Here is a 12,128-nt window from a genome sequence, read left to right on the forward strand (position 1 = left end):
TTTTATTTCTGATTCCCCTGACCTCAGCACTTGCTTATTTATTCCCAAGCCAAGAGCTTTGGTTTCCAACTAACATTTTTGTTCGAATCTACTTCACCGCTTTGGTGTTTATACGTTTTACTAACAGTACAAAGATCGAACATACTAGGCTTGTACTCACCACCAAACAATAAAAAAGCCGATGATGACATCAGCTTTTTTATCATATTATAAATTAGTTCGTTTGACCTGCGAGCCAAGCCATAAACTTTTGACGTTCAGCTTTAGACGCTTTTTGCCATAATTCAGCTAGCTGTTGATCAGTGGTTTTTCCTGCTCCTGTAGCAGTGGTAGTTACTGCTACAGGTACGGCAGCGTGTGCTGCATAAACAGGTGCTGGTTGATTTATAGTATTGTTTTTGTTCTTTTGTGTCAGGTCTAAGGTACGACTTAACAAATTATTCCCAGAGAACCACGGTTGTGCTTCATTGTTTGCACCTGTTTGTTGAACAACAAGCTTTTTATTTTGATCATATAAAGCAACCGTCGGTTGATCTGCATATTTTTTTGCAGCTTCAAAGCTTTTTGGCGCATTTACAAGCCCTAAACTATACGACTGGTTATCTTTTAAGTTGGAAGCTTGCAGGGTTACCACACCAGATTTAAGGATGTCATGTTCACCACTCAAGTGCTCAAAGTATTCACGATAGCGCACATTAACGGTTAAATCACCTGGATCAACCTGATAGGTACTCTTCTTTGAAGGAATCAAACCATTATTTACTTCTTGACCATTTACAGCAAGAATCACGATTTCTTCAGGTGCAGTGATTGTAACTGCTGAAAAAACTGAACTACTTAATAATAAACCGACAGCAGCAACACCAACTCTTAAAGACATTAGACTCTTCTCGATATAAACATTTTTATGAAATCGTATGCACTATGCAACGCGATTGTGACCATTTTATGACAATATTTTTAATTATAACAAAAACAATATTTTACAATTGATTGATGTAGAACTGGTGTTTTGGCAATTCTCTACAATGATAAAACCTTTATGTTATAAATCCTTTTATCGTCAATTTCTTTTGGTAATTTACTATGAAACACCACAGGCCACAACCGCTCGAATCTAAACCTTAAACGACTTTTCTTATGCTGATATCATAAAAAAGAAAATGCAGGTTTCTACACTCAAGCTACTTTTTTAAAAATAGTGCCCGCTCTGTTTCACGGCGCCGAACCAAACCTCTTAACATTTTACCTCCGCCACGGTTCCAGACAAGGAACTGATCGGCTGCTCCGTCATAGTCCTCTGCATTGAGCTTTTTAAGCAGTGTAGAGCGCTTAAATGCGCTTTGACCAATATTATATGTCAGTGATATCAAGGCATCGAATTGATTTTGATTAATTACGACGTTAACAGCTTGATTGACTGTTGCCTCGAAGCGCCTCAAGTCTTGTTGAAAAAAGGACTTGGCCTGCTCCACTGTGCAACGATCTCCCCGTTTCACTCTAAGACCATTTGGGTAAATTGTCGTACCAAAACCAATTGTCCAGATGCCTACACCATCGTCATAAGCATTTAGTTTTAAATCTTCAAAGCTTGTAATCAGATTTATACCGACACTACTGGTCAATTTTTCCGAATCAGTAGCTACACCAATACTCTCAACAACATCATAAGCAGTTGCCACATCAAAAGATGGATTCGTTGTACTGGCCTTCTTCCGCATTGATTGATTGCCCGTTAACGTTTTCAAGAAATCTAATATTGCTTTCATCTATCACTCCCGCTTCTCCCTTATATCACTTTTGCCTTTTAATGTGTTGGATGATATTCAAGGCTGTCTTAACTTCTTGTCGATGAATCAGGCATAGTCTGATTGGACGAATATCTATTTAATAACACGCCAACCAAACAGTTAATCTAAATTGTGTCATCATAAAAAACCCACCGAATGGGTGGGTATATTTTTCAAATATTCATCTGCAAAACAATATCCAATCTGCTCACTCCCCAATCGGGATTGATAGTCTAAGTTGATTGCTTCTCTGCTCTGAAGGAAACGAAGGTTGCTGCAGAATTTTTTGTTGATAGTCCTGTTCTGAAATTACACCTTTATTTCGTGCTTTTTGCATTAAGTTAAACTGCTGCTCCTGACCATACGCATTCAAAGCATCAAAATGTCGATGTTCCAAAAGGTATTGGGATTTGTCATGAGGACTCATATTCGAAGTATTGGCTTGAATTTCATGTTGTTTTTCTAAGTTGTAATGGCGTTGATTGATACGGTCTTGTTCTTGTTGTTTGAATGACTCAAAGAAATCAAAACGATCGCCACTCTTCTCATATTGAGGCTCTTCTTTTTTCAGAATTAAAAAAGATTGAGGCTTCTTAAACAAATCATCGGCACTATATGCAGAACCACAAACTAAGCTACTTATCAGGAGAATTAATATTTTTTTCACAATATACACTCAATACAAAACAAACAAAGACAAGTGTATATTTTATAATTTATGCACAAAAATTCAAATTTAATGTTACAAAACAAAATCTTATGATAATTTCACTTAATCATAACCTATACTTTCCAGCGATGAAGACCGACTCTATTCTAGCACCTCATTTTATTCTGTTTATTCTTCTATAGCATGAAAGCAGACTATTTATTCTGGAGCTTATAAAGCTTCGGGGAATCATTTTATTGCAATAAAAAAAGAGCACTAAAAGTGCCCTTTCTTGATACTCGTTTAAACTTAGTTAAAAGTTTTAAAGCGAGCCGTATCATCCATATAGGTTTTTTCGCCTGCTGCTGCTTCGATAGAACCAAATACAAGCTGAGCACGTAATTTCCAGTTTGCAGGAATCTCAAAAGTTTCAGCAACTTCTTCATCGATAATTGGGTTGTAGTGCTGTAAAGATGCACCCACACCGATTTCAGATAAAGCCGTCCAAGTCGCGAACTGAGCAATCGCACTTGAGTGTTCAGACCAAACCGGGAAGTTATCTGCATACAATGCAAATTGCTCTTGCAGACCTTTTACAACATCTTGATCTTCATAAAATAATGCAGTACCAAAACCTGCTGCAAAACTATCAATTTTTGCACTTGTATTCGCAAACGCTTCTGCTGGTATCATTTTACGTAAAGTTTCACGTACGATTTCCCAAAATTTAACGTGTGAGTTCCCATACAAAGTTACAACACGTGAAGTTTGTGAATTAAATGATGATGGGCTATGTTTAACAGCCTCACGAATCGTTTCTTCAACCTTTTCTTGGTCAACCGTAAGGTTTTTACCAATGGCATAAATAGTACGGCGTGATTTGATGCTATTTAAAAAATTGCTCATGTTGTTATTCCTACCTTGTGCCCTTAGGGCGTTATCTTGGATTGAATGTAGTGTATAACGATGTATTTTTTAGGAACAGCCTAAAAAATATGACAGATCGTTTTATTTTTGAAACAGTCTTATTCTTTATTCAAAATAAAAACTCCACATCTGGTGGAGTTTTTTATCATAATTTAATTACTTATCAGTTTCAAATAATGCTGCAACAAATGATTTTGCCGAGAAAGGACGCAAATCATCAATCTTCTCACCCACACCAATATAACGAATTGGTACATGTGTACGGCTTGCAATATTAAATAGCACACCACCTTTTGCTGTACCATCAAGCTTGGTAATGGTAATACCCGTTAAACCTACGGCTTCATCAAAAAGTTGTACTTGGTTAATTGCGTTCTGCCCTGTACCCGCATCAACAATCAACATAATTTCGTGTGGTGCAGTCGCATCAATCTTTTGCATTACACGTTTTACTTTTTTCAGCTCTTCCATCAAATTCGCTTTATTCTGTAAACGCCCTGCTGTATCGGCAATCAAGACATCAATCCCTTTAGCACGTGCACTTTCAAATGCATCAAAAATAACTGAAGCACTATCGGCGCCATGGCCTTGAGCAACAACTGGGATATCATTACGCTCACCCCAAATTTGTAACTGCTCAGTAGCTGCTGCACGGAATGTATCACCCGCAGCCAACATCACTTTCTTACCTTCACCTTGTAAACGCTTCGCCAGTTTACCAATGGTTGTGGTTTTACCTACACCATTTACACCAACCATTAAAATTACATAAGGCGATTTATTCGGATCAATATGCAATGGCTTAACGCGTGGCGCAAGCAAGGCCACCAACTCTTCTTGCAGTGCTTTATACAAGGCATGTGAATAAATCAAATCACCACGCGCTGTTCTTTCAGTCAAATTCGCAATAATTGTTTTGGTTGCATCAACCCCAATATCTGCGACCAGTAACTGCTCTTCAACTTCTTCTAACAGTTCATCGTCAATCTCTTTACCACCGATCAAAATGTTGACCATGCCATCCGTAAAACTACGACGGGTTTTAGTCAGACCATCTTTCATACGACCAAAAAAGCCTGTTGATTTGACTTCTTCCTCAACAGCAGCGGTCGAAGTAGCTGGTGTTGGTGTTTCTACAACCTTTTGTACTTCAGGCTCAATAATGGGAACATCGACTGCAGGTAAACTCGGCAATGTGACATCATCATCACCGATGTCCTCATTGATCAAGAATTTATTTTGCATATTCGATTGCTGTTGCATGTCGATTCCTTGAGATTAAAGCGGCTTTTAAAAAGATGGTCAGTCTAGCATAAATTCATTTGGTTTTCCCGATCAGGACAACCCATTCATTTATTGATAGAAATGAGTCGTTTAAAACTCATTCATCTTCTTTTGCCATTGCTGGGTATTGCTTAATCCGTTTCGATTCAAATTGATATGCATTTAAAAGCTTTAAGTAGTCAAGGCGGCGGATGGAAGCATGGCTAAGTACCTCTTGAGCCAAATGCTGCGTTCTTGGATGACTTGCTTGATGTGCATACTGAAGAATTTTTTGATATTGCAATGTATTGATCGGGCGCAGTAAGCCGTTATACGCGAGTATAAAAATAGACAAAATAATAAGACTAACCAAAACATTATAGAATTGGTCTAATTTGAATCCTAATCTGGATTGCATCAGTTTATGCTTAGAAAGTATAGACAACATAACTTACCTCGAATTAGAGGTAGTGTATGTCTCTGATTCACTTAGAACAAGTACAACGTTCAATAAGTCACAATTCCACAACTTATTGAACGCACATAACTTTACTGCAATTAACTAATTAATGAGCGTACAAAGGAAAAATACAGAATAAAAGCAATGATGACCAGAGTAATAAAAATAGCAAACATACCCACACCACTTTCAGCATCGGCAGGATGCAAATCATCATCATCCGCAATATTTTTCAGTTCTCCATCATAAATCATATAGAACCTATCTTTTTGTTCTGGACTCAAATGGCTGGCAAAATCATAGACACGTTTACGCTGAGCCAAGCAATAATCACCCAAGTGAATTTCTTGATGAAAAATCGCTTCATCAAGTAATTTACGGTGATGATGCGCTAAAGCAATAATTTGGCTCTCCAATGGTGGAACATCCACAGTTACGCCATCAATGACATTTGACATGTTATTCTCCTTTTCTATTATTCTCACTTTGATTTTACTTAAAATTATTTGTGGTTAATGTTTAATCGTGTAAGCTTTTATTTACGCAAAGATACTTAATATATTTGACATTTCCAGCAATTTGTCATATTACTTTAATAATTCAAAGTTAAAGTAGCTTAAATTCAAAGTAGAGTATCTTTGAATAGAATGTGCGGTAATCATAATTAAAATAAGGAGTTATTATATGATTCAACAATTTACACATCATGAACTAGAACATGTTTATGCCAACGCGGTTAACACCATTCAATCGCAAAAAAACTTCCAAGATGCAGTAAAAGAGCTAGAGGAAGTTGCTAAAGCAGGCCACGGTAAAGCGGCGTTATTTTTAGCAGAATTGTATTACCAAGGCTTCCGAGTTGAAAGAGATTCCTTGAAGGCACAGTATTGGCAGAAGATGGCAACCTTGCAAGCATAATCAAACGTCACTTAGGTGGCGTTTTTTAATACCTACATAAACTCTATTAACACTCCTCTTCCCTATTGCCTAACTTGCGCTGCCTCAAAGCTTAGTCGCTTTGTCTTGCTCAGGTGGCGTTTTTTAATACCTACATACCCCCTATTAACACTATTCTCCCTATTGCTTGACTTGCACTGCATCAAAGCTTAGTCGCTTTGCCTTGCTCAGCTGGCGTTTTGAATACTTAAAAATTCATACAAGTATTATCCCAATAAATACTGCGTGCTTAGTTCGTCTTGGGCTGTATCAAATTTTTATTCAATCGCCCTGAGCATGGACTCACAATATTTGCTTACGATTTAGATCAATTGTTTAAACATAACTGCCATCTATATTTCTTATAATAAACCATAAGTTTAAGAATATTAGTTCAATAAAATGTACCGTTTTAACCATTTCCAACCTGTCTCACGTGAGTTGATGATTAAAATTTCAATTCTAAAAACAATGATGTATTGCGGCGTGCTTTGGGGTTTATACCATCAAGGATGGGCGATTAAATCTGATCAAGACGGTCACGTATTTCCATTTTGGCTCAACGGCGTACAAGCTCATCGCTATGCCAAAGCACATTGGAAGCATTACACACCACGCAAAATCACGCCTAAAGATTTTCATGAATCATTACTTCCGACCTTAACACGTTTACAGGTCGAGCCAGCCTTATTTAACTCTTCACATCGAAAATTTAAACTTTCAACCCAGCAAATGCAGCATTTCTTCTTTATGCCACAGCAAACTGCGGTGACGATTTAGTTATTTATGTCATCTCAATGATGACTTTTTAGACATTCATGAGAAAAAGTTATCATTGGAAAGAAATTAGGGCTTTGCAATTAAAAAAAATACCGTTAAGTTAAATGAAAATGACAATACAACACAGGTGGATAAACAATGACAATCGTTGCTCAAGTCATCAAGAATAAAGCAGTACAATCAATTTTCACCATTTCACCGAATGCGACTGTACTTGAAGCAATTAAGATTATGGCAGACAAAGGAGTTGGTGCTTTAGTCGTTGCTGAAGACGAAAAAGTCGTCGGCATTTTCTCTGAACGTGACTATACACGTAAAATTGCCTTGATGGAGCGCTCTTCAAACAACACGCCTGTGGCTGACATTATGACGTCAAAAGTAATCTCGGTGAGTTTAAACCACACGGTAGAAGAATGCCTTAATCTCATGACTGATCGCCATTTGCGTCATTTACCTGTACTCGATCAAGAAAAACTTGTCGGTTTTATCTCCATTGGTGATTTGGTTAAAGCTGCGATGGATGACCAACGTATTCTGATTGAACAACTTCAGCAATATATCTCTGGTTAAACATTTATCTGAATATAAAAAAAGGGCAAATAGATTGCCCTTTTTTATTAGCAGTTATTTAGTTAAGCTTTGAGAAAATTTTGAATGGCAGGCACAAGGCGTTTTAGCAATTCATCTGCTTGTACTTGAGTCATATTCAATGGTGGTAATAAACGAACCACTGAACCTGCGGTGACATTGACAATCAATTGATACTCATCACGTGCAATCGCAACCAGTTCCGCACAGTCTTTTGGCAATTGAATCCCGATCATCATCCCAAAACCACGTACTTGCACATTGTAATCAGCCAATTGAGCTCTTAATTGATCAACAATATAAGCCCCAACGGTTGCTGCATTTTCAACTGCATTCTCTTTCTCAAGCGTATCCAGTACGGTATATACCACACGTGAACCTAAAACAGTTCCGCCATAGGTCGAACCATGACTACCCGCACCAAGTAAACCAACAGCTTTACCTTGAGTCATCACCGCGCCAATTGGGAAACCATTGCCTAAGCCTTTGGCTGTCGTCATTACATCAGGAATAATATTGGTATGTTGATATGCAAAGTATTTACCAGTACGCCCATTACCAGTCTGGATTTCATCCAGCATCATCAACCAGTTATGCTGGTTACATAGGCCACGTAGCTCTTCCAGATAACTAAAACCTTGTGGCGCTGTATTGACGCCCCCTTCACCCTGAATCGGTTCAATCAAGATCGCAACAATCTCAGGATGATTGATCGCGGCTTCTTGAATTGCTTCGACATCACCAAATGGCACACGAATAAAGCCTTCAACCAAAGGTGCAAAGCCTTCCTGAACTTTTTTATTGCCTGTTGCAGACAAGGTTGCCAACGTACGGCCATGGAATGACTGTTCAGCCACTAAAATTTTAGGGTTGGCAATGCCTTGTTGTGCACCAAACTTACGTGCAATTTTAATTGCACCTTCATTTGATTCTGCACCACTGTTTGAGAAGAAAATTTCTTCCATACCTGAAACTTCAGCCAATTTTTGTGCTGCTGCTGTTTGCCAAGGAATCTCAAAGAGATTACTGGTATGCACCAATGTCGCAGCCTGCTCAGCAATTGCTTCCGCGATTACCGGATGTGCATGTCCTAACCCGCATACCGCAATTCCAGTAAGTGCATCTAAATATTCCGTTCCATCGGCCGTATATAAATATGCCCCTCGCCCTCGTACAAAGCTGATCGCTTGGCGACCATAAGTTGCCATAAGGTGTGATGGTTGATCAGGTTGTACAGGAGCCAGAGTGATATTAGTCATAACAAACTCAATCTATCAGTAGTCGTGTGGAAAAAAGTTATATAAGCAAAAACTTGCATAGATTGAAAGTGTAAAGTCACATTTATATAAGAAAAATCTTTTGCAATCCTCCGCCACGCCTTTTTTTAGGTATAATGCAGGGAGATTAGTAGAGGATCTATCTATGACGGAACAAGCGCGTGATACAGTAGCGTTAATTCGTGATCAAATTGCGAAACACCCTGTTTTACTTTACATGAAAGGCACTCCACAATTTCCGCAATGTGGTTTTTCTGCTCGTGCAGTAGAAGCACTTAGCCAAATTGGTCGTCCATTTGCCTATGTAAATATTTTGGAAAATCAAGATATTCGTGCGACTTTACCACAAATTGCCAACTGGCCTACTTTCCCACAATTATGGATTAATGGCGAGTTAATTGGTGGTAGCGACATCATGCTTGAAATGTTCCAAAATGGCGAGTTAAAGCCATTAGTTGAACAGTACAGTCCTGCTCCTGAAGCATAAGCTGTAAAGTAAAAAGCCAATCAAATGATTGGCTTTTTTATTGGATTCATTTTAGTGCTGACTAAAACCGACATAGCGAAACATCCCTTCTACGCCCAAATCTGCTTTATAAATCTGTAAATCTGGATAATTCACCTGTGTCACACTGGCAAAAATATTCATGTTTGGATCTTCATGAATTTCATCGACAGATTGTGGTAAAACTTCTTCGAAGCGATCTGCAATAAACTCAAAGCCCAAGTCCATCGCCATAAACAAAGTATGCTCACACGGTTGAATATATTGCTCCTGATTCCAGTCTAAAACGGCATGTTGGCAATAAGGACATACAATGTTTTGGGTCGAATCGGCAATAGTGATGAGTTGATATGACATAATGATAAAACGTAAAAATTTCAATCAGTTTAAAAGAATATTATGCACTAATCTATCTTCTATCGGAGGATTTAGCTGATGGCAACCCTAGAACAAGCCATTGCATTCGCAGCACAACAACATGCGGGGCAAGTCGATAAAGCCAATGCGCCTTATATTCTACATCCCTTAAGGGTGATGCTGAATGTTCCCGACCTTGAGCACAAAATTGTCGCTGTTTTGCATGATATCTTGGAAGATACCGATACAAGCACTGGAGATTTATATGCTTTAGGATTTCAAACGCATATTGTTGAAGCTATTGTTGCCTTGACTAAGAAGCAAGGTGAATCTCGCCTACAGGCTGTACAAAGAACAGTACAAAACCCGATTGCACGTGTTGTGAAATTAGCTGATATCACAGACAATATGGACTTGTCTCGAATTCCAGAGCCGACGCGCAAAGACTTTGAGCGTTTAAACGAATATAAACAAGTTCGAGATATCCTATTGGCCCAAAATGTTTAATAATCTCATTGATACTCATTTAACTTGATCACAAAAAGCTGGAGCTTATAGCGTAATGCTAACGGATTTAGATGACTTTTATTGCTTTGCGCTTGTTGTAGAACACGGTGGCTTCAGTGCCGCAGAACGTGCGACGGACATCCCTAAATCTAAACTCAGCCGCAGAGTTTATAATCTTGAAGAACAACTCGGTGTGCGTCTAATTCAACGCAGTTCACGTCATTTTGCTGTGACTGACATTGGTATGGATGTCTATCGCCATGCACAAGTTATGATGAATGCAGCGCAAGCAGCACATGATGTGGTGAACCATCTCAGTAGCCAGCCACGTGGCGTAATCAAAGTGAGTGTGCCTGTAGATATTGCACAGAATCAAATGGCTAAAATCCTACCCGCCTTCATGAAAAAGTATCCTGAAGTTCGTATACAAATGATGATCAGCAATCGCCGGGTCGATGTGATCAATGAAGGGATTGATTTGGCTCTACGTGTCCGCTCCAAGCTGGATGATGATCCAAATCTGGTGCTACGCCAATTCGAAGCGATTGAACAGCGATTGTTTGCAAGTCAGGCCTATCTAAATGAATTTGGTAATATTAGTACACCAGAACAATTAGCGGAACACCGCATTATCAGTATGGCTGAAGATCATCTCGATCAACAATTCCTGCTTACAGGACCAGAGCATCAACAGAAAAAGATCAAAGTAAATCCAGTCATTATGGGTTCAAATCTATTAATGCTGGCAGAACTAGCGACCCAGAATTGTGGTGTTGCCTTATTACCCGACAGTATTGCCCAAGATTTTGTCAAGTCAGGACAACTTGTAACCGTTTTACCAGAATGGACTGCGCCTCACGGTATTTTCCATGCTGTTTATCCATCACGACGTGGTTTGTTACCAGCGGTACGTGTTTTTATTGACTATCTTGTTGAAGAACTCACACAATGTTCAACTAAAAAAAAGCGCGATTAAAAAATCGCGTTTTAAATCATGAAACAAGCTTAAACTGCGGCATAAGACCCTGTACCATTTGGCCACGGGGTCAATAATTCAAAACCATCATCGGTGACTGCAACCATATGCTCCCATTGGGCTGACCATGACTTATCTAGTGTCACCACAGTCCAGCCATCCTTCAACTCTTTTACATATCTTTTTCCTGCATTTACCATTGGTTCAATCGTAAACACCATGCCTTTTTTCAAGACCATACCTTGGCCTTTTTGCCCATAGTGTAAAATATTAGGTTGCTCATGATAAATACGGCCAATTCCATGCCCACAGTATTCACGAACAATGCTATAACCTTGGGCTTGTGCAACTGATTGAATTGCATAGCCTATATCCCCCAATGTCGCGCCTGGTTTTACTGCATGTATTCCAGCTAACATTGCATCATACGTCGTTTCAACCAGTTTCTTCGCCTCTGGGCTCGGTTCACCCACAAAATACATGCGGCTGGTATCACCAAAATAACCATCTTTAATAACCGCAACATCGATATTTAGAATATCCCCTTCTTGCAAGATCTTTTTCGCAGAAGGAATCGCATGGCAAACTTCTTCATTGACCGAAATACATGTGGTTTTGGTAAAACCGTGGTATCCCACATTGGCAGGAATAACCTGCAAGGTATTCACAATAAAATCATTGCAGATATCATCTAAATATTCAGTTGAAATGCCCGGCTTGATATAAGCGCCAATCATTTCCAACACTTGTGCCGCTAAACGACCCGAAATTCTTAACTTTTCCAGATCATGTTCAGTCTTAATGGTCACAGTAGAAGCTCTCATTCGAGATATCCCTTATTTATGGATTAGATTAAAATCACACGCAGAAAAATATATATGTGGTCTGCATCAAGTATTTCAATATTTGTACGCCTTCGCCTTCAAATCTTCAATCATTTTAAGACTAAATGATCATTTTTATTTCATCTTGAATTTCGATCTGAACCAAAGAAAAAAATACAGATGCTGCACATTTACCAAGTTTTAAAAACTTTTCAATACATTAGCTTTACCAATGCTAATTATATGATTTTCATAATTTCTTTTTAGTCAAAAACAAACAGTTTTCACA

The 12,128-nt window shown here is 38.7% G+C and carries 16 protein-coding genes; 6 read left to right on the forward strand and 10 right to left on the reverse strand.

The features are described 5' to 3' along the window. Window positions 1-214 precede the first annotated feature (214 nt). The 7 genes from NQU59_RS13580 to NQU59_RS13610 all read right to left on the reverse strand — a co-directional run bounded on the left by NQU59_RS13580 (window position 215) and on the right by NQU59_RS13610 (window position 5,547). The gene (locus NQU59_RS13580) at window positions 215-880 is read right to left on the reverse strand and encodes a YccT family protein (RefSeq protein ID WP_257063799.1); all 666 of its coding nucleotides are present in this window, start codon (window positions 878-880) and stop codon (window positions 215-217) included. Window positions 881-1,184: 304 nt separating this feature from the next. Next, entirely contained in the window at window positions 1,185-1,769 is a 585-nt protein-coding gene (locus NQU59_RS13585) for a lysozyme (protein ID WP_257063800.1), read from the reverse strand. 229 nt (window positions 1,770-1,998) lie between these two features. Next, complete coding sequence (locus NQU59_RS13590) at window positions 1,999-2,457, reverse strand: hypothetical protein (RefSeq protein WP_005241822.1); 459 nt, start codon at window positions 2,455-2,457, stop codon at window positions 1,999-2,001. 291 nt (window positions 2,458-2,748) lie between these two features. Beyond that, entirely contained in the window at window positions 2,749-3,345 is a 597-nt protein-coding gene (locus tag NQU59_RS13595; protein WP_005241824.1) for a nitroreductase family protein, read from the reverse strand. A 177-nt stretch (window positions 3,346-3,522) separates the two neighbouring features. Beyond that, window positions 3,523-4,629 carry a signal recognition particle-docking protein FtsY gene (gene ftsY, locus NQU59_RS13600; protein ID WP_005241826.1) on the reverse strand — a complete coding sequence of 369 codons (1,107 nt, stop codon included), beginning with the start codon at window positions 4,627-4,629 and terminating at the stop codon, window positions 3,523-3,525. Between the two features lie 118 nt (window positions 4,630-4,747). Beyond that, window positions 4,748-5,077, reverse strand: a complete 330-nt coding sequence (locus NQU59_RS13605; protein WP_257063801.1) for a hypothetical protein — start codon at window positions 5,075-5,077, stop codon at window positions 4,748-4,750. A gap of 110 nt (window positions 5,078-5,187) precedes the next feature. Then, window positions 5,188-5,547 carry a hypothetical protein gene (locus tag NQU59_RS13610; RefSeq protein WP_005241830.1) on the reverse strand — a complete coding sequence of 120 codons (360 nt, stop codon included), beginning with the start codon at window positions 5,545-5,547 and terminating at the stop codon, window positions 5,188-5,190. A 226-nt stretch (window positions 5,548-5,773) separates the two neighbouring features. On the opposite strand from NQU59_RS13610, the gene NQU59_RS13615 reads away from it, so the two are divergent. The 3 genes from NQU59_RS13615 (at window position 5,774) to NQU59_RS13625 (ending at window position 7,375) form a co-directional block, all read left to right on the forward strand. Continuing rightward, on the forward strand, window positions 5,774-6,007 hold the full coding sequence (locus NQU59_RS13615; RefSeq protein ID WP_004653777.1) for a hypothetical protein: 234 nt from the start codon (window positions 5,774-5,776) through the stop codon (window positions 6,005-6,007). 420 nt (window positions 6,008-6,427) lie between these two features. Then, window positions 6,428-6,805, forward strand: coding sequence for a DUF2750 domain-containing protein (locus tag NQU59_RS13620; protein ID WP_257063802.1), 378 nt, complete (start codon window positions 6,428-6,430; stop codon window positions 6,803-6,805). 138 nt (window positions 6,806-6,943) lie between these two features. Beyond that, the gene (locus NQU59_RS13625; protein ID WP_004772457.1) at window positions 6,944-7,375 is read left to right on the forward strand and encodes a CBS domain-containing protein; all 432 of its coding nucleotides are present in this window, start codon (window positions 6,944-6,946) and stop codon (window positions 7,373-7,375) included. A gap of 62 nt (window positions 7,376-7,437) precedes the next feature. On the opposite strand, the gene NQU59_RS13630 is transcribed toward NQU59_RS13625, so the two are convergent. Beyond that, entirely contained in the window at window positions 7,438-8,652 is a 1,215-nt protein-coding gene (locus NQU59_RS13630) for an aspartate aminotransferase family protein (protein WP_257063803.1), read from the reverse strand. Window positions 8,653-8,815: 163 nt separating this feature from the next. Between NQU59_RS13630 and grxD the strand changes: the two genes are divergently transcribed. Beyond that, entirely contained in the window at window positions 8,816-9,157 is a 342-nt protein-coding gene (gene grxD / locus NQU59_RS13635; RefSeq protein ID WP_004639270.1) for a Grx4 family monothiol glutaredoxin, read from the forward strand. Between the two features lie 51 nt (window positions 9,158-9,208). Here the strand turns inward: grxD and NQU59_RS13640 are convergent, their stop codons facing one another. After that, complete coding sequence (locus NQU59_RS13640) at window positions 9,209-9,532, reverse strand: hypothetical protein (protein WP_257063804.1); 324 nt, start codon at window positions 9,530-9,532, stop codon at window positions 9,209-9,211. Between the two features lie 78 nt (window positions 9,533-9,610). Here NQU59_RS13640 and NQU59_RS13645 point away from each other — a divergent pair, with 78 nt between their 5' ends. Continuing rightward, entirely contained in the window at window positions 9,611-10,039 is a 429-nt protein-coding gene (locus NQU59_RS13645) for a guanosine-3',5'-bis(diphosphate) 3'-pyrophosphohydrolase (protein ID WP_257063805.1), read from the forward strand. Window positions 10,040-10,094: 55 nt separating this feature from the next. Further along, entirely contained in the window at window positions 10,095-11,015 is a 921-nt protein-coding gene (locus tag NQU59_RS13650) for a LysR family transcriptional regulator (protein ID WP_005241840.1), read from the forward strand. 29 nt (window positions 11,016-11,044) lie between these two features. Here NQU59_RS13650 and map read toward each other — a convergent pair whose 3' ends face one another. After that, complete coding sequence (map, locus tag NQU59_RS13655) at window positions 11,045-11,839, reverse strand: type I methionyl aminopeptidase (protein ID WP_005241842.1); 795 nt, start codon at window positions 11,837-11,839, stop codon at window positions 11,045-11,047. Window positions 11,840-12,128 lie beyond the last annotated feature (289 nt).

Origin of the sequence: Acinetobacter colistiniresistens, assembly GCF_024582815.1 — a bacterium.
Lineage (GTDB): Bacteria > Pseudomonadota > Gammaproteobacteria > Pseudomonadales > Moraxellaceae > Acinetobacter.